Annotated in this window: 25 protein-coding genes; 17 read left to right on the top strand and 8 right to left on the bottom strand. The window is 67.5% G+C overall.

Going from position 1 to position 21467, the window contains the following annotated elements; all coding sequences use genetic code 11:
* Nucleotides 1-2: 2 nt before the first annotated feature.
* The 3 genes from AB3347_RS03025 to AB3347_RS03015 all read left to right on the top strand — a co-directional run bounded on the left by AB3347_RS03025 (nucleotide 3) and on the right by AB3347_RS03015 (nucleotide 1349).
* Complete coding sequence (locus AB3347_RS03025; protein WP_369090278.1) at nucleotides 3-350, top strand: phage holin family protein; 348 nt, start codon at nucleotides 3-5, stop codon at nucleotides 348-350.
* A gap of 2 nt (nucleotides 351-352) precedes the next feature.
* Nucleotides 353-820, top strand: coding sequence for a glycoside hydrolase family 73 protein (locus AB3347_RS03020; protein WP_369090277.1), 468 nt, complete (start codon nucleotides 353-355; stop codon nucleotides 818-820).
* Nucleotides 821-920: 100 nt separating this feature from the next.
* Nucleotides 921-1349 (top strand): DUF1353 domain-containing protein, encoded by a 429-nt coding sequence (locus AB3347_RS03015; RefSeq protein WP_369090276.1) that lies wholly within the window; start codon nucleotides 921-923, stop codon nucleotides 1347-1349.
* Between the two features lie 138 nt (nucleotides 1350-1487).
* Here AB3347_RS03015 and AB3347_RS03010 read toward each other — a convergent pair whose 3' ends face one another.
* Entirely contained in the window at nucleotides 1488-1844 is a 357-nt protein-coding gene (locus AB3347_RS03010; protein WP_369090275.1) for a hypothetical protein, read from the bottom strand.
* Between the two features lie 274 nt (nucleotides 1845-2118).
* On the opposite strand from AB3347_RS03010, the gene AB3347_RS03005 reads away from it, so the two are divergent.
* The 5 genes from AB3347_RS03005 to AB3347_RS02985 all read left to right on the top strand — a co-directional run bounded on the left by AB3347_RS03005 (nucleotide 2119) and on the right by AB3347_RS02985 (nucleotide 5913).
* Complete coding sequence (locus AB3347_RS03005) at nucleotides 2119-2730, top strand: binary toxin-like calcium binding domain-containing protein (protein WP_369090274.1); 612 nt, start codon at nucleotides 2119-2121, stop codon at nucleotides 2728-2730.
* A gap of 59 nt (nucleotides 2731-2789) precedes the next feature.
* Nucleotides 2790-3512: a ribonuclease HI family protein gene (locus AB3347_RS03000; RefSeq protein ID WP_369090273.1), complete on the top strand. Its 723-nt coding sequence runs from the start codon at nucleotides 2790-2792 to the stop codon at nucleotides 3510-3512.
* Nucleotides 3469-4152, top strand: coding sequence for an HD domain-containing protein (locus AB3347_RS02995; protein WP_369090272.1), 684 nt, complete (start codon nucleotides 3469-3471; stop codon nucleotides 4150-4152). The genes AB3347_RS03000 and AB3347_RS02995 overlap by 44 nt, the downstream gene beginning before the upstream one ends.
* A gap of 79 nt (nucleotides 4153-4231) precedes the next feature.
* The gene (locus AB3347_RS02990) at nucleotides 4232-5536 is read left to right on the top strand and encodes a TCR/Tet family MFS transporter (RefSeq protein WP_369090271.1); all 1305 of its coding nucleotides are present in this window, start codon (nucleotides 4232-4234) and stop codon (nucleotides 5534-5536) included.
* Nucleotides 5536-5913, top strand: coding sequence for a hypothetical protein (locus AB3347_RS02985; RefSeq protein WP_369090270.1), 378 nt, complete (start codon nucleotides 5536-5538; stop codon nucleotides 5911-5913). Before AB3347_RS02990 ends, AB3347_RS02985 begins: the two co-directional genes overlap by 1 nt.
* Here AB3347_RS02985 and AB3347_RS02980 read toward each other — a convergent pair.
* From AB3347_RS02980 to AB3347_RS02970, 3 genes are all read right to left on the bottom strand, one after another.
* The gene (locus tag AB3347_RS02980) at nucleotides 5910-8072 is read right to left on the bottom strand and encodes a TonB-dependent receptor plug domain-containing protein (RefSeq protein WP_369090269.1); all 2163 of its coding nucleotides are present in this window, start codon (nucleotides 8070-8072) and stop codon (nucleotides 5910-5912) included. The two genes, AB3347_RS02985 and AB3347_RS02980, sit on opposite strands and share 4 nt — an antisense overlap.
* Nucleotides 8073-8237: 165 nt before the next feature.
* Nucleotides 8238-8591, bottom strand: a complete 354-nt coding sequence (locus AB3347_RS02975; protein WP_369090268.1) for a hypothetical protein — start codon at nucleotides 8589-8591, stop codon at nucleotides 8238-8240.
* A complete protein-coding gene (locus AB3347_RS02970) occupies nucleotides 8549-9322 on the bottom strand; it encodes a TonB-dependent receptor plug domain-containing protein (RefSeq protein ID WP_369090267.1) in 774 nt (257 codons plus the stop codon). Before AB3347_RS02970 ends, AB3347_RS02975 begins: the two co-directional genes overlap by 43 nt.
* A gap of 236 nt (nucleotides 9323-9558) precedes the next feature.
* On the opposite strand from AB3347_RS02970, the gene asd reads away from it, so the two are divergent.
* Nucleotides 9559-10386, top strand: a complete 828-nt coding sequence (asd, locus tag AB3347_RS02965) for an archaetidylserine decarboxylase (protein ID WP_369090266.1) — start codon at nucleotides 9559-9561, stop codon at nucleotides 10384-10386.
* Here the strand turns inward: asd and AB3347_RS02960 are convergent.
* Nucleotides 10319-11314, bottom strand: coding sequence for a LysR substrate-binding domain-containing protein (locus tag AB3347_RS02960; RefSeq protein ID WP_369090265.1), 996 nt, complete (start codon nucleotides 11312-11314; stop codon nucleotides 10319-10321). The two genes, asd and AB3347_RS02960, sit on opposite strands and share 68 nt — an antisense overlap.
* A 117-nt stretch (nucleotides 11315-11431) precedes the next feature.
* Between AB3347_RS02960 and AB3347_RS02955 the strand changes: the two genes are divergently transcribed.
* From AB3347_RS02955 to AB3347_RS02945, 3 genes are read left to right on the top strand one after another with little or no spacing between them, the layout of a single operon-like run.
* Entirely contained in the window at nucleotides 11432-12028 is a 597-nt protein-coding gene (locus tag AB3347_RS02955; protein WP_369090264.1) for an FMN-dependent NADH-azoreductase, read from the top strand.
* Nucleotides 12029-12078: 50 nt separating this feature from the next.
* Nucleotides 12079-12951: a pirin family protein gene (locus AB3347_RS02950; protein WP_369090263.1), complete on the top strand. Its 873-nt coding sequence runs from the start codon at nucleotides 12079-12081 to the stop codon at nucleotides 12949-12951.
* 51 nt (nucleotides 12952-13002) lie between these two features.
* Nucleotides 13003-13476 (top strand): hypothetical protein, encoded by a 474-nt coding sequence (locus AB3347_RS02945; protein WP_369090262.1) that lies wholly within the window; start codon nucleotides 13003-13005, stop codon nucleotides 13474-13476.
* Here AB3347_RS02945 and AB3347_RS02940 read toward each other — a convergent pair.
* Nucleotides 13457-14593, bottom strand: coding sequence for an acyltransferase family protein (locus AB3347_RS02940; protein WP_369090261.1), 1137 nt, complete (start codon nucleotides 14591-14593; stop codon nucleotides 13457-13459). The two genes, AB3347_RS02945 and AB3347_RS02940, sit on opposite strands and share 20 nt — an antisense overlap.
* A gap of 120 nt (nucleotides 14594-14713) precedes the next feature.
* Between AB3347_RS02940 and AB3347_RS02935 the strand changes: the two genes are divergently transcribed.
* The gene (locus AB3347_RS02935) at nucleotides 14714-15685 is read left to right on the top strand and encodes a succinylglutamate desuccinylase/aspartoacylase family protein (RefSeq protein ID WP_369090260.1); all 972 of its coding nucleotides are present in this window, start codon (nucleotides 14714-14716) and stop codon (nucleotides 15683-15685) included.
* 4 nt (nucleotides 15686-15689) lie between these two features.
* Here AB3347_RS02935 and sugE read toward each other — a convergent pair whose 3' ends face one another.
* A complete protein-coding gene (sugE, locus tag AB3347_RS02930) occupies nucleotides 15690-16010 on the bottom strand; it encodes a quaternary ammonium compound efflux SMR transporter SugE (protein WP_369090259.1) in 321 nt (106 codons plus the stop codon).
* 115 nt (nucleotides 16011-16125) lie between these two features.
* Here sugE and AB3347_RS02925 point away from each other — a divergent pair, with 115 nt between their 5' ends.
* The 4 genes from AB3347_RS02925 (at nucleotide 16126) to AB3347_RS02910 (ending at nucleotide 21066) form a co-directional block, all read left to right on the top strand.
* Nucleotides 16126-16422: a helix-turn-helix transcriptional regulator gene (locus tag AB3347_RS02925; RefSeq protein ID WP_227801043.1), complete on the top strand. Its 297-nt coding sequence runs from the start codon at nucleotides 16126-16128 to the stop codon at nucleotides 16420-16422.
* A gap of 12 nt (nucleotides 16423-16434) precedes the next feature.
* On the top strand, nucleotides 16435-17490 hold the full coding sequence (locus AB3347_RS02920; protein ID WP_369090258.1) for an alkene reductase: 1056 nt from the start codon (nucleotides 16435-16437) through the stop codon (nucleotides 17488-17490).
* A gap of 183 nt (nucleotides 17491-17673) precedes the next feature.
* Nucleotides 17674-20349 (top strand): aminopeptidase N, encoded by a 2676-nt coding sequence (gene pepN / locus AB3347_RS02915; protein ID WP_369090257.1) that lies wholly within the window; start codon nucleotides 17674-17676, stop codon nucleotides 20347-20349.
* 3 nt (nucleotides 20350-20352) lie between these two features.
* Nucleotides 20353-21066: a hypothetical protein gene (locus AB3347_RS02910; RefSeq protein ID WP_369090256.1), complete on the top strand. Its 714-nt coding sequence runs from the start codon at nucleotides 20353-20355 to the stop codon at nucleotides 21064-21066.
* 39 nt (nucleotides 21067-21105) lie between these two features.
* Here AB3347_RS02910 and AB3347_RS02905 read toward each other — a convergent pair whose 3' ends face one another.
* Nucleotides 21106-21462, bottom strand: coding sequence for a hypothetical protein (locus AB3347_RS02905; RefSeq protein ID WP_369090255.1), 357 nt, complete (start codon nucleotides 21460-21462; stop codon nucleotides 21106-21108).
* Nucleotides 21463-21467 lie beyond the last annotated feature (5 nt).

The following is a 21467-nucleotide window of genomic DNA, read 5'->3' as shown; positions in this document are numbered from 1 at the left end:
CCATGAACCCACCGACCCCGCAGGGCAGCATCGACGTTGACGCTTTGCTGAGCTGGATCCTCCTCATCCTGTTGTCCCTGTGGGGCGGCTGGGCCTCGTTCGTCCGGAAGATGCGAGACGGCCACGCCCGCGCGTGGAACATCACCGAGTTCGTCGGCGAGCTGTGCATCTCCGGTTTCACCGGCATCGTCACCGCGCACCTGTGCGACTACATCGGCGCGCCGGTCTCGCTCAAGTACGCCCTGGTCGGGATCATGGCCCACATGGGCAGCCGGGCGCTGTTCAAGCTCGAGAGCCTGGCCAACACGAAGTTCGGCCTGCCGGCCGACGCACCGAGCAAGGAGGGCTGAACATGCCGCCTACCGCATTCCTCGACCTGCTGCTTCCCGCCGCGCGCGAGTGCCAGCGCATCACCGGCATTCCCGCTTCCTTCACCCTGGCCCAGGCCGCGCTCGAATCCGCCTGGGGCACCTCCAGGCTCGCCCAGCAGGGCCGCAACCTGTTCGGCGTGAAGGCTGACCGATCCTGGAAGGGCGAGACGCTGGACATGCTGACCACCGAAGTGGTGCGCGGCAAATCCATCAAGGTGGTCGCCAAGTGGCGCGTCTACCCCACCTGGTCGGCTTGCATCCTGGACCGCGCCAAGTTCTTCCGCGACAACCCGCGCTACAGCAAGTGCTGGGCTGAGAAGACCGGCGAAGGCTGGGCCCGGGCTGTCGCCGCTGCCGGCTACGCGACCGACCCCGACTACGCGCAGAAGCTGATCGCCACGATCCGCGCCCGCAACCTCACCCGCTTCGACACCCTGGAGACCGAATGAAAAAGCTCATCGCCCTGGTCTTGGTCACCACCCTCGCCGGCTGCGCCAACCTGACCGTCAAGGCCACGTTCGAATATCCGGCGAAGGCCGCGGTGGCGAAATGACGGCGCCCGCCAGGTTCCACACGGCGCTGTCGGTCGAGCAGCTGGACGATGAGCGCTGGCGGCTTACCGGCCTGTTGGCGTTCTACTCGGCGAAGCTCGATCGCATGATCATCGTGCGTAAGGGGTTCGTTACCGACTTCGCTAGCATTCCGCGCATCCCCCTCGCCTACTGGCTGTTCGCCGGCGTCGGTCAAGCTGCCGCCGTGGTGCACGACTCGCTCTACACGGACGGAATCGTGCCGCGCGAGGTGGCCGACAGCATTTTCCTGGAAGCGATGGAAGCGTGCGGCGTGTCAGCCTGGAGGCGGTGGCCTATGTTCTGGGCGGTTCGCGCGTTCGGCGGCAGTCGGTACAGCGCTGCGCCGCTCGCCGGGCCTAAGCAGCACCCTGCGGGCGAGCTCGAGCGGGAGCCCGAGTTGGAATAGCTGACTGGCGCCGGCGGCGACGCCGTGCGAATCGGCCAGGTTAATGGCCAGGTCGACGTGGAAGGCTGTCAGGCGGTCGGTTCGCTTATGCATCCTGGGAGAATAGCAGGCCCGGCCGCGCGCCGGGTTTGATCCTGCTCAACAGTCCTCGTCCTCGTCCATTGCCGCAAACTGGATCGCATCGAGCTTAGCCAGCGCCTGAGCCAGCGACTGCCGAACTGCGGTGAAGTGCGCCCGATACTTCTCGTCGATCACCACCATGGCCGGATAGTCCGGATGCTGGTGCAGCCGGATCGTCTCGTCGATCACCTCGCTCAACGGCGACGACACGACCAGCACCCGCTCCTCGCCCTTTGCGGCGCCTTCGATTAGCAGCGGCAACACGGACTTGAGCGGTTCGGCGCGGTCACTGAAGTAGTGCGCCAGGACGGGTTCTTCCTGGCCGGCGGTGGGGTCGAATTCGATGGTTGGATGTTGCTGGCGTTCGATGAACATGGGGGGCTCCTGCCCTGCCTTCTGGGCCCGCTATTATGCCCAAAATGGCACAGATTTTTTACTAAAACGCTGTTGTAAGTGTTTGATTATTGCTTGGAATAGGTGGCAAATTGTTGATATAGAAGGGATGTTAATTTGGCCATAAGTAGCTGATTTTCCTATGAAAACCTACCTTTACAGATAGGTTTCAGATGTAAGCATCTGCTTCAACGCTCCCTCCCGCCGGACTCCGGCGATATAGTGGGTCATCCGTTTTTGGATCTGGAGACCCGACATGAAGCGCACCTACACCCTCGCTGCCCTGATCGCCCTTGGCGCCGCCTTCGCGCCGCTGCCGTCGATGGCGCAGACCGATTTCCAACTGTACATCGGCTCGGCCCCGCCGGCGCCCATCTATGAACGCGTACCTGCCCCGCGCCACGGCCATGTCTGGGCCCCGGGCTACTGGGAATGGCGCGGCCACCGCCACGCCTGGGTGCCGGGCTACTGGGTCGCCGCCCGTCCGGGCTATGTGTACGCACCGCCGCGCTGGTACCAGCGCCAGGGCGGCTGGTACATGGAGCCGGGGCGCTGGGACCGCGACCGCGACGGCATTCCCGACCGCTACGAGCGCCGCGGCTACGCCCCGGTGTACGCCGGCGGGTACCGCGACGGCGGCGACTACGGATACAACCGCGACGGTCGCCGCTATGACCGCGACCGCGACGGCATCCCCGACCGCTACGAGCGCGGCGGCCGCCGCGACTTCGACCGCGACGGCGTGCCGAACCGCTACGACCGCGACCTCGACAACGACGGCGTGCGCAACCGCTACGACCGCGACATCGACGGCGACGGCGTCCCGAACCGCTACGACCGCCGGCCGGACAATCCCTACCGCCGTTGATCCCGACGGTCCAGAGACGGAAAAGGCAGCTTCGGCTGCCTTTTTGCTATGCTTGCGCCATGTCATTTCACCCAACCGACGACACCGCCCTGCTCGCCGCCGCCTTCAAGTCGGAACTCGCCGCCAGCCGCAAGCTCGCCGCCCGCAGCGGCATGCCGGAAGCAGAGGCGCTGCGCGCCACGCTCACCCTGCAGGCCGGTGCGGCCGGACTGGAACGGCTGCTGGCGGCGCGCGCGGCCGAGCGCCTGCGCAGCGAACACGGCGCCGCGGCGCGCCGGGCCCATGCGGCCGCGGCGCTGGCCCGGCGCCAGCACCAGCCGGTGGCCGCCCCCCCATGGCGCGCCTGGTTCGACGGCTCGGCCCGGCCCAATCCCGGACGATGCGGCATCGGCGCCCTGCTCGAAGGGCCGGGCGGGCTACGCATCGAACTGTCGCGCCAGGCCGGCCACGGCAACAGCAGCGAGGCCGAATACCAGGCGCTGATCGCCGTGCTCGAGGCGGCCGTGGCGCATGGCGCGCAGGCGCCGGCCGTGTACGGCGACAGCCAGGTGGTGATCGACGACGTCCACGCGCCCGACAGCGCCAGCGCACCGGTTCTGCGCGCCTACCGCAGCCGGGCGCACGCGCTGCTGGCGCGCTTGCCCGGCGCCACCCTGCGCTGGATTCCACGCCACAAGAACACCCGGGCGGACGCGCTGTCGCAGCGCGCCGTGCCTGCCCTGACCCATGAAGAGCCGCATGAACGACCCGAACGACGCAGCGCAGAACACCCCGCATACTGATCTCGCCACCTGGCGCCCGCGCCTGGCCGCCATGGCCGCGGGCAGCAGCGGCGGCGACGGCGCCCACGACAGCGCCCACCTCGAGCGCGTCTGGCGCAATGCCCAGGCCCTGCTGGTGCAGCATCCGGAAGCCGACGCGCTGGTGGTGATGGCGGCCTGCTACCTGCACGACCTGGTCAACCTGCCGAAGAACGACCCGGAGCGCAACCAGGCCTCGACCCGTTCGGCCCAGCTGGCGCGCCACCAGCTGGCGTGGATGAACTTTCCGCCCGAGCGCCTGGACGCCGTGGCGCACGCGATCGCCGCGCACAGCTTTTCGGCGAATATCGCGGCTACCTCGCTGGAAGCGCAGATCGTGCAGGACGCCGACCGCCTCGACGGGCTCGGCGCCGTGGGCCTGGCGCGGATGTTCTACATCGCCGGCCGCATGGGCAGCAGCCTGGCGCACCCGGACGACCCGCTGGGGCTGGCGCGCGAATTCGACGACCGCAGCTATGCGCTCGACCACATCATGGTCAAGCTGGCCAGGCTGCCGGGGATGATGCAGACCGCGGGCGGGCGCGCGCTGGCCGAGGAGCGGCTGGCGCGGCTGCTGGCCTTCCGCGAGGAATTCGCCGCCGAAAGCGGCGGCCTGCCGTGAAGCCCGCGGCGACCGCGGGTTTGCCAACTCGGCCTTGCTCGATGTTAAGATAGTTGCACGTCATCCGTCCGAGGCCTTCATGAGCAGCCCGACCGCGTCACCGAAGCCAGACTGCGCGAAGCCAGACAGCGCGAAACCAGGCGCCGGCAAGCTGAATTTCGTCCTGGTCTGCATCTTCATCGACATGCTCGGCATCGGCCTGATCGTGCCGGTGATGCCCCTGCTGGTCGGCCAGTTCGTTCCCAGCCGCGACGACCACGCCCTGTGGTTCGGGGTGCTGGCCGCCACCTTCGGCGTGCTGCAGTTCCTGTTCATGCCGGCGCTGGGCGCGCTCAGCGACCGCATCGGGCGCCGCCCCGTGCTGCTGTATTCGATGGCCGGCATGTGCCTGAATTTCCTGGTCACCGCCTGGGCGCCGAGCCTGTTCTGGCTGTTCGTCGGGCGCGCCATCGGCGGCATGTCCTCGGCCAGCATGTCGGTGGCCTCGGCCTACGCTTCGGACATCTCGACCAAGGAGAACCGCGCCAAAAGCTTCGGCAAGATCGGCGCCGCCTTCGGCCTCGGTTTCATCTGCGGCCCGGTGCTGGGCGGCCTGCTGGGCAACAGCGACCTGCACCTGCCCTTCTACGTGGCCGCCCTGCTCAGCGCCGCCAACTTCGTCTACGGTTGCTTCATGGTGCCGGAATCGCTGGCGCCCGGCCGGCGCGCCGCCTTCGACTGGGCACGCCTGAATCCGCTGGCGGCGCTGGGGCGCCTGGCGCGCCGCCGCGACATCCGCGGCCTGGTCGTGGTGATTAGCCTGGTGACCTTCAGCCAGATAATGCTGCAGTCCACCTGGGTGCTGTACACCACCTTCCGCTTCGACTGGACCCCGCGCGACAACGGCATCGCGCTGTTCTGCGTCGGCCTGGTCTCCGCCGTGGTGCAGGCCGGCCTGCTGGCGATGCTGGTGCGCCGCTTCGGCGAGACGCGCCTGGCCCTGATGGGCATCGCCTCCGGCGCCTTCGCCTTCCTCGGCTACGGCCTGGCCACGCAGGGCTGGATGATGTATGCGCTGATCCTCTGCAACGTGCTGGGCTTCGCCGCCGGCCCGGCCATGCAGGCGATCGTGTCCAAGGCCACCCCGGCCAACCAGCAGGGCGAGCTGATGGGTTCGCTGCAATCGATCAGCAGCCTGGGCGTGATCGTCACGCCGCTGCTCGGCACCGCCATCATCGCCTCGGTCAGCCACCTGCCGCGCGGCGACTGGCGCACCGGCAGCCACTTCCTGCTGTGCGCCGCCATGCAGGCGCTGGCGATCGTGGTGGCCTGGCGCTACTTCCGCAGCCACCGCGTGCACGACAGCCGCGGCGCAAGCGCCGACAGCGACAAGCTGCGCGCCTGATGCCGGCGGCGGTCCCCGGCCCGGTGCTGGCGGCGGTGCTGGGCGCCGCCCTGCTGCACGCCGGCTGGAACGCAGCCGTCAAGGCCGAGCCGGACAAGCTGCTCAGCGCCAGCGCGGTCACGCTCGGCGCCCTCGCCCTGTGCTTCCTGCCGGCCCCGCAGGCCGCCAGCTGGCCCTTCATTGCCGCATCCGGCGCGCTGCAGGTGGCGTACTACCTGCTGCTGGCCGCCACCTACCGCGACGCCGACATCAGCCATGCCTATCCCCTGATGCGCGGCAGCGCGCCGGTGCTGGTGGCGCTCGCCAACGGCGGCAGCGAAGCGCTGCACGGCGCCCAGCCGGCGGCGCGGCGCTGCTGCGGCTCGCCTGAGGGCTAGAATTTCATCTCGAGCGTGCTGCGCAGCTTGACCCCGCTCGGGTAGTTCCAGCGCCGCTTCTCCAGGCCGGAAACTGGATCGAAGTAGCTCGGTTCGAAGGAGTTGCCCCTGCCGAGCAGGTTGGACAGCGCGATCCGCAGCACGGTCCTGGGCCTGAAGGTCCATGCCGCATAGGCATCCAGGTCGGTGCGGGCCACCCTGTAGAAGCCGCGGTTGGCCTCCACCCGCACGTAGCCGCCGCGCCGGTGCGACACGCTGGCGCCCGCCGCCAGCCTGCCTGCCTTGTAGTCGAGGCCGAGGTTGGCGGTGAGCGGGGTCTGCTGCTCCATGCGGTTGTCCGGCCCCGGCACCGATGCCACCCGCGACCAGAAACGGCTGACGCCGGCGCGCAGGTCGATCGCCGGGGCGTCCGCGAACAGCGACTTGAGCGGAAATTTCGTTTCCAGCTCCAGGCTGCGCATTAGCGCGCGGTCGTCGTTGACCGGGGTGAAGATCCAGCGCAGGCCGTCGAAGTAGATGCGGTTGCTGGTGTAGTCGTCGATACGCCGCACGGCGCCGCTCACCGACAGCATCGCGCCTTCGGCCCAGTAGTGTTCCCAGGCCGCGTCGACGCCCCAGGCCAGTTCCGGCTTCAGGTCGGGATTGCCCTGGTAATCGGCTTCGGTGGCGCTGTTGTTTTCCCATCCCAAGCGGCGCGGCACGATGCTGTCCAGCTCGGGCGCCTTGTAGGTGCGGCTGACGGCGAAGCGCAGCTGGTCGCCCCGCTTGCCATCCCTGGACGGGAATTTGTACAGGGTCTGCAGGATCGGACTGAGCACGCTGGAGCGCACCCGCGTCGATGCGACCGCGTTGCCCGACACGCGCGTGCGCACGCCTTCCCAGCGGGTGCCGAGGTAGAGCGACCATTGCGGGTCGAGCGTCCATTCGTCCTGCACGTAGAAGGCGGCGCGGCCGACCGTGGCGCGAAAATCCTCGTCCGGCAACTGGCCGGGCGGGAAGCTGCGCACCCGGTCGCGCTCGACGCGGATCGACGAGGTCTGGTCGACGCGCAGGTCCCAGCCAAGCGCCAGCAGGTGGCCGCCCTCGACGCTGCGGGCGGCCTTGCCGGTCGAGTTGGCGCCCCTGGTATGCGCGTCGTTCAGCACGCTGCCCTCGGTCTCCGGCAAGCCTGCGGCGTCGCGGCCGCTGCGGCGCACGAACATCTTGCGCGACGACCATTCGGCGCCGAGCTTGGCCTCGAGCGTCAAGCCGGAGGCCGTGTTGCGGCTCCAGCTCAGGTCCGATTTCAGCAGCCGGTCGTCCATCTCGCCGAAGGTCTGCAGGTCGGGCGTGCGCGGCGGGCGGCCCAGCAGGGTCGTCACGACCGGATGCGCACCGTTGCGGAAACTGGCGCTGTTGAACAGCGTCTCCCAGCCGAGCGTATCGCCGTTGTCGAGGGTCCAGTTCAGGCGCGGGCTCAGGTTCAGCCGGTTCATGCGGCCATCCTCGGGCGCGTGCGTGGTGCGGAACATGTCCACCGTGCCGTCGGGCCGGGTGTTTTCCTCGAAGCCGCCCCATTCGCGCGACAGCTTGTCGTGGTTGCCGCTGGCCGAGAACGACCAGGACGACTTCTCGCCGCGGTCGCCCGCCTGGGTGCTGAAAGTCGGGCCGCGGAAGTCGCTGGAGAGCAGGTAACCCAGCTTGGCCTCGCGCTGAGCCTCGCTCACCTTCTTGCGCAGCACGATGTTGATGGTGCCGGCCACCGACTCGGTGGAGAATTCGGCGGTGGCCACGCGCAGCACCTCGATGCGCTCGATCATCTCGGGCGACAGGGTGTCGAGCGCGAAGCCGGTCGGGGTGCGCTCGCCGTTGACGAGGATCTGGGTGTAGCCGCCGCCCAGGCCGCGCATCCGGACCTGGGTGCTGCGCCCGGCCCCGCTGGTGACGGTCACGCCGGGGATGCGCTTGAGGGCGTCGGCCACGTTGGTGTCGCCATAGCGCAGCACCTCTTCGCGCTTGACCACGATGCGCGCCGCGGTGTCGTCGCGGCGCGCATCGTAGGCCGCGCCCTTCACTTCCACCTGCTGGACCGGCCCATCCTTGGCGGACTGCTGGGCGAATACCGGGCCGGACAGGCCGGCGAGGAGAACTGCCAGGTGACGCGGGCGCAGCAATGTCATTTCCACTCTCCAGAAATTGTTGTTCGAGTAACTGAGCGACAATATGCCACATAAGAGCAAGATGTAGACGCTACATGGAATATTTTATTGCCTATACATAGCAATATATATTTCCATCTAAAAGAAAAACCCGGCGCGGCCGCGCTTGGCTGGAGAGTCGCCGGATCAGAACTTCCGTTCATAGGTGGCGCGCAAGCGCACCCCTTGCGGGAACACGAAGCTGCGGGTCTGCGTGCCGAAACGCGCATCCTCATAAGTGTTCTCGGCCAGAAAGTCCTGGCGCAGCAGGTTGCTGGCCGCCAGGCGCAGCTGGCGCTGCGCGTCGAACTTCCACAGCGCATACAGGTCGAGCTCGCGGCGCGGCCAGGCATAGGCGCGCTGGTTGGCCGAGATCCGTACCGGTCCGCCGCTGCGGTAGGCGAAACTGCCGCCGGTGCTCAGGGCGCCGGCCTTGTAGTCGATGCCGAGGGTGGCGCTCAGCGGGGTCTGCTGGTCGAGGCGGTTGTCCGGTCCGGGCACCGATTCGACGCGCGGACCCTGCCGTCCGGCGCCACGCCGCGCTCCACGCCCGCCGATTCGAACTCGAAGCGGTCCTGGGTGGCGTTGGCCGACACCGAGTACGAGAAGCCGCCGTCGCGGTCGGACAATTGCAGGTTGGCGTTCGGCCCGTAGCCGTTGCGCGAACCCTGCATGGCGAGCTTCAGCTCGCGCAGGCGGTTCTTCACCGAGCGCTTCAGGATGATGTTGATGGTGCCGGCCACCGACTGGGTCGAGAATTCGGCGCTGGCCGCGCGCAGCACTTCGATGCGCTCGATCGAATCCGGCGCCAGCGAGTCCATCGAGAAGCCGGCCGGCGCGCGCTCGCCGTTGACCAGGATCTGGGTATAGCCGCTGCCGAGGCCGCGCATGCGGATCTCGCCGCCGCGGCCGTTCGAGGAATTGACGGTGATGCCCGGCACGCGCTTGAGCACGTCGAGCACGTTGGTGTCGCCGTATTTCGTGATCTCTTCGCTACTGACCACGATCTTGGTCGCGGTGTCGTCGCGGCGCGGGTCATAGGCGTCGGACCTGCCCTTCACTTCCACCTGCGTGATCTCCTTGCCCTCCCCGGCCTTGGCGGCATCGGCCTTGGCGGCGGTGGCCGCCGGGGCGGTCCGGGCTTCCTGCGCGGCAGCCAGCGCGGTCAATGGGGTCGGGCGGGATGGACGGAATACGGGGGCATGAATTGCTTCGAAAGTAAGAGAAAGCACGAATTGTCCCAGATGCAATTTCCCATGTCTCGAAGAATCGAATATGCATGCAGCAACTATTTTCCTCGCATACGCCTGCCAGGCAGGCGCTGGAGTACACTGCGGGCACGGCAAGCGATAAACATGCGTTCTCGTATGCAATGCTGGCTATAATGCGGCTCGCTATAATGCGCGATCGATTTCAAACCTAGAGGCCTATCAAAGTGTCCCGGATAAAAGTCCTGCCCCAATATGTAATGCCGAAAACGGCGCTGACCAACTTCGCCGGCCGCGTGGCCGGCGCCAAGGGGGGCGCCATGACCACGCGCCTGATCCGCTGGTTCGTGGGCAAGTACGGCGTCAACATGGACGAGGCGGCGAACCCGGATATCGCCAGCTACGGCAGCTTCAACGAATTCTTCACGCGCCCGCTGCGCGCCGATGCGCGCCCGCTGGCGCAGGCCGATTTCGTGTGCCCGGTGGACGGCGCCATCAGCCAGTTCGGCGACATCGACGACCACCATATCTTCCAGGCCAAGGGCCACAAGTTCACCTCCGCGGAACTGGTGGGCGGCGATGCAACGCTGGCCGAGCACTTCCGGCACGGCCACTTCGCCAACCTCTACCTGAGTCCGAAGGACTACCACCGCATCCACATGCCCTGCGACGGCCGCCTGACCCGCATGATCTACGTGCCGGGCAAGCTGTTCTCGGTGAACCCGACCACGGCGCGCGGCGTGCCGGGCCTGTTCGCCCGCAACGAGCGGGTGGTGTGCGTGTTCGAGTCCGACGAACACGGTCCCTTCGTGATGACCCTGGTCGGCGCCACCATCGTCGGCAGCATGGCCACCGCCTGGCATGGCGTGGTGAATCCGCCGCGCATGCCGCGCATCTGCGAGTGGAACTACGGCGCCGGGTCGGGCGCCCAGCCGGTACTGCTCAAGAAGGGCGAAGAGATGGGCCGCTTCCTGCTCGGCTCCACCGTCGTGATGCTGTTCAAAAAGGGCGCGATCTCCTTCAACCCGGAGTGGGCGCCGGAACGCCCGGTGCGCCTGGGCGAGACGATGGGGAACCGGCCGCGCTGAGTCCCTGGCGCTGGCCCTGGCCGCCACCTGGCTCCCGCTCGCGGCACATCTCTTCCATCAGGTCCAGGAAAGCCCGGGTCTTGGCCGGCATCAGCCGCCGCCCCGGGAATACCGCCCAGCCGCTGGCGGTGGGCAGGTCCCACTCCGGCAGCACCCGCACCAGCTCCCCCGTCTGCACATACGGCCCGGCAAAGGTCTGCGAACTGGCCGCGATGCCGGCGCCGCGCGCGGCGATGCGGGCCAATAGCTCGGGCGAATTCGCCGTCAGCCGTGCCGGCAGCTGCCGTTCCCAGCGCAGCTTGCCGCGCGTGAGCACCCAGGGCGTGGCGCCGCCGTAGCGGCTCAGCATGCACAGCAGGTCGTGGCGCAGCAGGTCGTCGGGATGCTCGGGCAGGCCGTGCCGCGCCAGGTAGGCCGGCGCCGCATACAGGCCGAAATGCTCCACATTGATGGGACGCGCATGCAGCGAGGCGTCGTCGGGCAGGTCGCCCATGCGGATGGCGATGTCGAAGTTCTCGGCGATCAGGTCGACCCGGCGCGGCGACAGGTCCATTTCCAGCGACACGGCCGGATAGCGCGCGATGAAGCGCGCGATCACCTCGTGCATGCCGATGTTGGCGAAATCGCCCGGCACCGACAGGCGCAGCTTGCCGCTCGGCTCGCCCTGGCGGTGCTGCGCCAGCGCCCCGGCCGCGTCCACTTCCTCGGCCACCCTGCGCGCGTGTTCCAGCAGGCTGGCGCCGAATTCCGTCAGCACCAGCTTGCGCGTGGTCCGCTGCAGCAGGCGTTCGCCCAGCTTCTGCTCCAGCAACGCGATGCGGCGCGACACGGTCGATTTGGGTAACTGCACGCGTTCGGCGGCGCGGCTGAAGCTGCCTGCCTCGACGATGCGCGCGAACAGCAGCAGGTCATTCGGTTCGACATCCATGATTGCTTCGATTGTTCCATCAGCAGAATAATGTTATCCATTCTAAGGGCTTCCGGCACGATTTTGGAACCATTACAGTGTGTCCATCAACATCTTTCTTGGATAAAGGGACACAACATGAACATCCTGCAAATCACCTCCAGCGTCCGCGGCAAGGATTCGGAATCGACCCGCGTCGCCAATCTCATCGTCGACAAGCTGCTGTCCTCCAACCCGGAGGCCACCGTGCTGCGCCGCGACTTCGGCGCCCAGCCGCACCCGCTGCTGGACGGCGCCGCCGTCGGCGCCCTGTTCACCCCGGCGGAGCAGCGCAACGCGGAGCAGGCCGCCCGCGTGGCCCTGGACGACGCCCTGATCGCCGAAGCCCAGGCCGCCGACGTGATCGTGATCGGCGCCCCGATGTACAACTTCGGCATGCCGGTGCAGCTGAAGAACTGGTTCGACGCGATCGCCCGTTCCGGCGTGACCTTCCGCTATACCGAGACCGGCCCGGAAGGCCTGCTGAAGAACAAGAAGGTGTACGTGGCCACCGCCCGCGGCGGCATCTACCCACTCGAAGCCGATCCGCAGGTGCCGCACATCCGCATGCTGCTGAACTTCCTCGGCCTGACCGACCACACCTTCATCTACTCGTCGGGCCTGAACATGGGTCCGGAAGCGGCGGCCAAGGGCCAGCAGGCCGCCAACGAAGCCGTGGAAGCGGCGCTGGCGTAACATCACGCCGCCGCGCGGCGGCGCAACCGATCGACACAAGGAGAATCAGCATGACCCAGCAAGCCACTACCGCAAACGTGCAGCAATCGCGTGGCGTCGAACGCCTGGTCCAGGGCCAGTTCGTGATGGACGGCGCGGGCGTGAAGATCAACCGCGTGCTGACCGGCTCCCTGCAGCGCCGCCTCGACCCCTTCCTGATGCTGGACGCCTTCGGCAGCGACAAGGCCGGCGACTACATCGCCGGTTTCCCCGAGCACCCGCACCGCGGCTTCGAGACCGTCACCTACATGCTCAACGGCCGCATGCGCCACCGCGACAGCGCCGGCAACGAGGGCCTGGTCACCAACGGCGGCGTGCAGTGGATGACGGCCGGCCGCGGCGTGATCCACTCCGAGATGCCGGAGCAGGACGAGGGCCTGATGGAAGGCTTCCAACTGTGGCTCAACCTGCCGGCCAGGGACAAGATGATGGACCCGTGGTACCGCGACATCCCGTCCGAGGACGTGCCGCGCTTCACCAATGCAGACGGCGTGACCGTGCAGGTGATCGCCGGCAGCACCCACGGCGTGGCGGGCGCGGTGCAGCGCGAGCATACGCAGCCGCTGTATCTCGACATCGCGATCCCGGCCGGCGTCGAGTTCGAGCAGCCGATCCCGCAAGGGCACAACGCCTTTCTCTACGTGTACCGGGGCGAGGCCGTGGTCGAGGGCAAGGGCGTCGGCCAGACCCGCATGGCGGTGCTGGACAACGCGGCGGGCGCGGACGGCGTGCGCATCAAGGCGACGGAGCCGACCCGCCTGATCCTGCTGGCCGGCCGCCCGCTGAACGAGCCGATCGCGCAGCACGGGCCCTTCGTGATGAACACCACCGAGGAGCTGTACCAGGCCTTCGACGACTTCCGCGCCGGGCGCTTCGCCGCCTGATCCGGCGGGCTGATACACTCACGGGATGACGCAAGCTCATCCCGTTTTTGTATGCCTCTGATCGACACCGTCGCCGACCTGCTCGGGCGCGCCAGCCGCGCGCTCGGCTTCGAGACCGCGGACTCCTTCCCGCCCGGCCACGCCTACGCGCGCACGCGCTGGAACAAGGCCTATTTCGACATCCCTTCGGACCTGAAGCCCGAGGCGATCGAGCAGCGCATGTGCGAGGCCATCGCCAACACGCCCTCGCTGTTCGGCGAAATCCAGAACCCGACGCCGCGCATGCAACGCACCCTGCTGGGCATCGTCGAGCAGCGCCTGCGGCGGGCCCAAGGCGCGCCCGTGGACCTGGCAGCGCTGCTGGTGGCGGCCTACCGCAGCCCGCATACGGTGGAAACCGTGCCGGGCCTGCGCCAGGCGATCCGCGATACCGCCGGCTACGAGCCGCAGGTGCAGGCGAATGCGATTCTGGCCTACCTGGCGGATGCGCCGGCGGCGTTCGGCGTCATCGAGGCGCGGGGCTGAGCAGCGCCGGGCGCAGCGCATTGCTCGGCACATAGCGCTCGCGCAGCCGCATGAAGGGCGTCTCCACCAGCTTGTACAGCAGCCAGCCGGTAATCACCGACAGCGCCAGCAGCGCCGCGATCGTCAGCGGGTGCTCCGCGCCGTAACCCTGCGCCTGCATCCACTTGGCCGCCATCACGCATACCGGCTTGTGCAGCAGGTAGATCGCATAGGACCACAAGGCCAGCGCCGCGGCGCCCGGCACCCGCAGGCTGCGCAGCAGCGAGCCTTGCGCCACCGCCGACACGATCAGCATCGAAAAGCCCAGCGCCATCAGGGGAAAGCCGAACACGGTGATCCCGAAGGCGTAGCGCTCGTCCACGAAGCCGCGGAAGGCCGCGCCGCACACCAGCAGTCCGCCCAGGCCCATCAGGTTGCCGTGCCGGGTCAGCCGGCTCCAGGCGCCCGGATGGTGGTTGCGCAGCAGCGCCAGCGCCACGCCGGCCAGCAGCTCGTCGAACCTGCATAAGCTGGAGTAATAAATGTACTTGAAATAGAAGTAAAGCTTATACTTCTGCCCCGCCATCTCCTGCCACAGCTCGGCCCGGACCAGCATCCCGGCCAGGAAGACCAGCGCGATCGCCACCCAGGCCAGGCGCGGCGAGCCGCCGAACAGGGCCCCGAGCAAGGCCACGGCCGGCAGCAGCATATAAAACTGCTCCTCGATCGCCAGCGACCAGGAATGCGAGAAGGCGCTGCCTGGCTCCAGGGCGAAGTTCTGGATGAAAGTCGCGTACTCCCACAGCGGCAGCAGCGGCGCATCGCCGCGGAAGGCCGGCCACAGGAAGTACAGGGCCAGCACCACCCAGTAGTTCGGCAAGGTGCGCAGCAGGCGGCGCGCATAGAAGTGCCGGAGCGAAAAGCCACCCGGACTTCTCAATGCGGCGAAGATCTGGTTGCCGATCAGGTAGCCCGACAGCGCGAAGAACAGGTCGACGCCGACCCAGCCGACCTCCCCCACCCAGCCGAAGGTGGGCGCATCGCTCACGAACAGCACGTAGTGGTGCAGCACCACCAGCGTGACGGCAAGCGCGCGCAGCGTGTCAAGGCCGTGGATGCGGATGGTGGAAGCGGGCATGCGGTTCCTGAAAAAGGCGGAGAATGGCGGATCATGCCACGCCGGCCTCATTTTCTCAATTTGCCGATAGAATGTCGGCACCAAGTTTGCCCAACCCTTTTCCACCGGATCAGCACCAGAATGACTTCGCCCAGCAAATACCAGTTCAAGTCCGTCAACTACACCGGCATCCAGCCCGGTCCGCGCGTCATCATCATGGGCGCGACCCATGGCAACGAAGTCTGCGGCAGCATCGGCATCCGCCGCGTGATGGACGAGATCGACAGTGGCAAGCTGCACATCGCGGCCGGCAGCGTCACCTTCGTACCGGTGGTGAACCCGAAGGCCTACGAACAGAACACCCGCAACGGCGACCGCAACCTGAACCGCAACCTGTTCCCGAAGGACGACCCGCAGGACTTCGAGGACCACATCGCCAACTGGCTGTGCCCCCTGCTCGCCCGGCACGACGTGCTGCTCGACCTGCACTCCTTCAATGCGGTGGGCGGCGAGCCCTTCGTGATGGTGGGCCCGCTGAACAACGACGGTTCGCTGCAACCGTTCCAGCATGCCGAGAAGGAGCGCGCCTGGGCGCGCCGCCTGGGCGTGAAGCGCTTCGTGGACGGCTGGCTGGCGGCCTACGGCGACGGCGTCAAGCGCCGCAGCCGCAACGCCGACGAACTGGAAACCGTGCTGCGCTACGGCGTCGGCACCACCGAGTACATGCGCACCACCGGCGGCTATGCGCTGACCCTGGAATGCGGCCAGCACCTCGACCCGGCCGCGCCCGAAGTCGCCTACCGCGCCATCATGAACACGCTGGCGCACCTGGGGCTGATCGCGGCCCCGGACCCGGAGCCGGTGCCCTTCGATGCGATGGAAGCGCTGTCGATGGTCGTGGTGCACGACAAGCTGCACGCCGACGACCGCTTCTCGCGTCCGTGGGCCAGCTTCGACCCGGTGGCCGAAGGCGACGAGATCGGCGTGCGCGCCGACGGCAGCAAGGTGGTGGCCGAATTCAGCGGCCGCATCCTGTTCCCGGACGTGAAGGCGGCGGCGAATTCCGAGTGGTACTACCTGACCCGCCCGAACCCGACCTTCGGCCGGGAGTAAGCGATCAGCCGGGCGACAGGAACTTGAGCGCGACGATGCCGGCGGCGATCATTGCGATCGCGCCGAGGCGCAGGGCGTCCGCAGGTTCGTTCAGCAGCACGATGCCGGCAATGGCAACGCCGACCGTCCCGATGCCGGTCCATACCGCGTAGGCGGTCCCGAGCGGCAGTTCGCGCAAGGCCAGGCCCAGCATGCCGATACTGCCGAGCATCGCCAGCAGGGTCCACAAGGACGGCATCAGCTTGGTGAAGCCGTTCGTATACTTGAGGCCGACCGCCCAGGCCACTTCCAGCAATCCCGCGATGAACAGATATACCCAACTCATTGTGACTCCCCGTCTGACCCAAAGGCGCCAAGTATACCGGTGCCCGGCAGGATTTCCGGATATATCGTAAGATAGCGATATTCGGATCGAAAGAACCCGATACAAGGATAGAATCATGGACATCGACGCGATCCACAAGGCCCTGGCGAACCCGGTGCGGCGCCAGATCCTGCACTGGCTGAAGGATCCGCACCAGCACTTCGCCGAGCAGGAACACCCGCTCGACCTGGGCGTGTGCTGCAAGCTGATCGACCAGCGCACCGGCCTGTCGCAGTCGACGGTGTCGGCCCACCTGGCGACCCTGCACAAGGCGGGGCTGGTGAGCACGCGGCGCGTCGGACAGTTCATCTTTTTCCAGCGTAACGAGGAAGTGATCCAAGCCTTCCTCGACCAACTGAACGACGGACTTTAGGAGTAGCACATAATGACGACGATGTTTGACCCGATCAAGGTAGGCGCACTGGAACTGCCGAACCGTATCATCATGGCGCCGCTGACCCGCGCCCGCGCCGTCGGCGGCGCCCGCGTGCCGAACGCGATGATGGCCGAATACTACGTGCAGCGTGCATCGAGCGGCCTGATCCTCTCGGAAGCGACCGCGGTCACGCCGATGGGCGTGGGCTATGCCGACACCCCGGGCATCTGGTCGGACGAACAGGTGGAAGGCTGGAAGATCGTCACCGAGGCCGTGCACAAGGCCGGCGGACGCATCTTCCTGCAGCTGTGGCACGTGGGCCGCATCTCCGACCCGCACTTCCTCGACGGCCAGCTGCCGGTCGCGCCGTCGGCGATCCAGCCGAAGGGCCATGTGAGCCTGCTGCGCCCGATGCGCGACTACAGCACCCCGCGCGCGCTGGAAACGGACGAGATCCCGGCGATCGTCGCGGCCTACCGCAAGGGCGCCGAGAACGCGAAGAAGGCCGGTTTCGACGGCGTGGAAGTGCACGGCGCTAACGGCTACCTGCTCGACCAGTTCCTGCAGGATTCCACCAACCAGCGCACCGACCAGTACGGCGGCTCGGTCGAGAACCGCGCGCGCCTGATGCTCGAAGTGACCGACGCCTGCATCGACGTGTGGGGCGCCGACCGCGTCGGCATGCACCTGGCCCCGCGCCGCGACTCGCACGACATGGGCGACGCCAACCCGCGCGAGACCTTCGGCTACGTGGCGCGCGAACTCGGCAAGCGCGGCATCGCCTTCATCTGCGCCCGCGAAGCCATCGGCGACGACAGCCTGCGCGCCTACCTGAAGCAGGAATTCGGCGGCGTCTACATCGCCAACGAAAAGCTGACCAAGGAAAGCGCCGAGGCGCTGATCAAGTCCGGCGAAGCCGACGCGGTGGCCTTCGGCGTGTGGTTCATCGCCAACCCCGACCTGCCGCAGCGCCTGAAGGCCGATGCGCCGCTCAACACGCCAAAGCCCGAACTGTTCTATGGTTCGGGACCGGAAGGCTACGTCGATTACCCGGCCCTGAACTAAGCGCCGCGCCCGGATGGCCGGGCTGGTGCCATGCGCATCGGCCCGGCCATCCATTCCTCTCCCGAGCCCGTACGTACGCTCTACAATCGCATATGCATGTGGTGTAAACGACAGCCTGCTCATGCTATTCTTGCGCGATTATTTTAAAACGCGCACCGAGCCTGCGCTGTCCCAGGAGACCACGTGAAACACTTCGCACCCCGCGTGATGGCCTTCGCCATCGCTTCCGCCTTCGCCCTCGGTGCAATGAGCACCGCCAGCGCCGCCGCCCCTGCCCGCGCCGAGAACGCCTACCTGTCGGAAGCCGACGCCATGGCCCGTTCGGCGCGCGTGTCGAACGTGGACTACGTGCTCGACTTCACGCTCACCGGCAAGGAGAACTTCGCCGGCACCACCACCGTCAGCTTCGACCTCAAGGATACCGACGCGGCCCTGACCATCGACCTGGACAAGGCGACCATCAAGTCGCTCAGCGTCAACGGCAAGCAGGTCACGCCGCGCTACAACAACTGGTTCGTCACCCTGGCGCCGGAAGACCTGGCCAAGGGCCGCAATACCGTCACCATCGCCTACGAGCGCGCCCACAGCACCAACGGCGAAGGCCTGCACCGCATGGTCGACCCGGTCGACGGCCGCGTGTATACCTACTCGCATTTCGAGCCGGCCGCCGCGCACCAGATGTTCGCCGTGTTCGACCAGCCGGACCTGAAGGCCACCTACACCGTCACCGTCAACGCGCCCGCCGACTGGCAGGTGATCAGCACCACCCGCGAATCAAACATCGCGGACGCAGGCGCCGGCACCCCCGGCGCGAAACGCTGGACCTTCCCCAAGACCAAAAAGCTCAGCCCCTACAACTTCTCGCTGCACGCCGGCCCCTACCAGGTGTGGGAAGACAAGAGCGGCAAGTACCCGATGCGCCTGTTCGCGCGCCAGTCGGTCGCCAAGCAGGTGACACCTAGCGACTGGTTCCGCTACACCAAGGCCGGCCTGGCCTTCTTCGACGACTACTTCGGCATCCCTTACCAGTTCGAGAAATACGACCAGCTGCTGGTGCCGGACTTCCTGTACGGCGCCATGGAAAACGCCGCGGCGATCACCTTTGCCGAAGGCGGCTTCCTGTACAAGTCCGAGATGACTCCGGCGCAGAAGGCCAGCCTGGCGGAAGTCATCATGCACGAGATGGCGCACCAGTGGTTCGGCGACCTGGTCACCATGAAGTGGTGGAACGGCCTGTGGCTGAACGAGAGCTTCGCCTCCTTCATGGCAACCCTGGCCACCGCCGAGGCCACCGAGTTCAAGGACGCCTGGCAGTCCTTCTACCAGCAGGACAAGCAGAGCGCCTACATCCAGGACCAGAAAGTCTCGACCCACCCGATCGAAGTGCCGGTGCCGTCCTCGGCCAACGCCTTCGACAACATCGACGCGATCACCTATTCGAAGGGCGCCTCGACCCTGAAGCAGCTGCGCCACATGCTGGGCGAAGAGGTGTTCCGCAAGGGCGTCCATAACTACCTGGTGAAATACTCCTGGCAGAACGCCAAGCTCGAGGACTTCATCGGCAGCCTGGGCGACGCGGCCGGCCGCGACCTGTCCAAGTGGACCCGCGACTGGCTGTACCAGGCCGGCGTGAACACCATCACGGCCAACTACAGCTGCGCCAACGGCAAGATCAAGTCGTTCTCGCTGGCGCAGACCGCGCCGAGCAAGAGCCTGCCGACCCTGCGCGAGCAGCGCGTGCAGGTCGGCGCCTTCAAGCTGGAGGACGGCAAGCTGGTGCTGGCCAAGAACGTGCCGGTCACCTATGCGGGCGCGAAGACCAATGTCGCCGGCATGGTGGGCGCGGCCTGCCCGGACCTGGTCTACCCGAACTACCAGGACTGGGGCTTCGTGAAGGTCAACCTCGACAAGCGCTCGTTCGAGACCGCCCGCACGACCCTGGGCGGCGTGGAAGACCCGCTGCTGCGCGCCATGCTGTGGCAGGCCCTGTGGGACGGCGTGCGCGACGCCAAGCTGCCGCTGAACGAGTTCATCGACGTGGCCCTGGCGAATGCGCCGCAAGAGAAGGACTACACCCTGCTGGGCGACGTGCTGGGCAAGGTGAGCTTCTCGAAGCACTACCTGGACGCGATGGGCCTCGAGGAGGGTCCATATCGCGCCTACGCCAAGCAGGCCAAGAAGGCACTGGAAGACATGGCCTGGAATGGCGTCGTCGCCAACAAGGGCAACGAGAACTTCCAGCGCCGCTGGTTCAGCACCTACCTTGGCCTGGCAAACAGCCCGGATGCGCTGGCGCGCCTGGCCGGCATGCTCGAAGGGAAAGGCACCGAAGGCCTGAACATCGGCCAGGACCAGCGCTGGGCCATCATCAACCGCCTGAACCGCTATGACTACCCGGGCGCGGCAGGCCTGCTGGAAGCCGAGCAGGCGCGCGACAAGTCGGACAGCGGCCAGGCCGCCGCGCTGGCCGCCACGGTCGTGCGTCCGGATCCGAAGGTCAAGGGCGAGTGGCTGGCCACGGTCGAAGACCTGAGGACCAAGCTGCCGTTCTCGCGCGTGCGCACCGCCATGGGCAGCATGTACCCGACCGAGCAGCGCGCACTGGCCGAGCAGACCGCGGCCAGCCGCCTGGCCAAGCTCCCGGCGATCGACAAGGCGGCCGGTCCGGTCTTCATGCGCAGCTACGCCGGCACCATGATCCCGGCCAGCTGCAGCCCGGAGAGCGTGCAGCGTCTGCAGCGCGCCGCCGACACCATGAAGGCGCTGTCGGCCGGCACCCGCCGCGCGCTGCTCGACACGCTGCAGGAAGACCAGCGCTGCGTGGCGATCAAGAAGGCCATCAGCGCGCCGAAGTCCTGAGTCTTGGCGTACGCGGCATTCCCTCCCCGGCATGCCGCGCCCGGCTGGCCGCTGCTGGCCACGCTGGGCGTCCACCTGCTGCTGGCCTGGAGCTGGCGGATCGCGCATCCGCCCGCGCCCGAGCCGGGCGGGGAACGGGTGATCGAGCTCGTTCCCGTGCCGCCGGCGGCACTGCCGGCGCGGCGCCAGCCTCCCGTCCTGCGTGCCGCCCCGCCCGCCGCGCCGCGGGCGCGCGCCGGAAAGGCTCCGGTCTATATCGCCGCCGAACCCGAACCGATGACGGCCCCTGCGCAAGCGCCGCCGGCGGCCGCCGATCCCTTCTCCATGCCGGTGCCGCAAGCAGCCCCATCCACGCTCGACGCGATGCTCGGCCGCGCCAGGCGCGACGCCGCCCTCATCGACCGTGAACTGCGCAAGGGGAAATCCGGCGTGCCGGAGCTTGCCGACACGCCCTCGGGCCGCTTCACGCAGGCGCTCGCGGGCGCGTACAAGGAGCGCGGCCTGGGTGTCAGCAGCGAAACCTATACCGCGCCGGACGGCCAGGTGATCTACCGGTTCCGCCGCGGCGGAAAAATCAAGTGCCGCAGCGGCGGCAGCGTCGGACCGAAGATCGGCGGCGCCGTCGGCGGCGGCGAGGTGTTGTTCGACGTGCAGGGCGGCGCCGGACGCGCCGGGGAAGTGCCCTGCCCCAGCCATACCGACTGGAAGCGCGACTGAGACCGCGCCGTCGCAAGCAGCGCAATGCCCGCCGCCAGCTTACTTGGCGGCGCCCTTGCCGTGCTCAGGCGCCGGTCCCGAAGCCGACGGCGCACACAGCTCCGTCACGCGGCGCCAGGCCCCGGTGCCTTCGCACACCACCGGCGGCCTGCCCTGCAGCAGCTTGCCCAGGTCGACCGGCTTGCCCTCGTTGACGATCACGTTGCGGTTGACCGGAATGCACATTGCGTCATGCCAGGCGGCCGCGTAGCCCTGCGGCGTCGGCAAGGGCCCGCGGGCACGCACGGCGGCCGCCTCGCAGGCCTTTTTCGTCTGGAAGCTTCCACGCAGGCTAGTACTCTCAAGCATCACATCACCGTTCTGCTGCAGGTAGAGCAGCAGGATCATCGTAAACATCCATT

The sequence above is a fragment of the Massilia sp. X63 genome, from assembly GCF_041023745.1.
Classification (GTDB): domain Bacteria; phylum Pseudomonadota; class Gammaproteobacteria; order Burkholderiales; family Burkholderiaceae_D; genus Telluria.
This window is presented reverse-complemented; position numbering and strand designations above follow the sequence as displayed.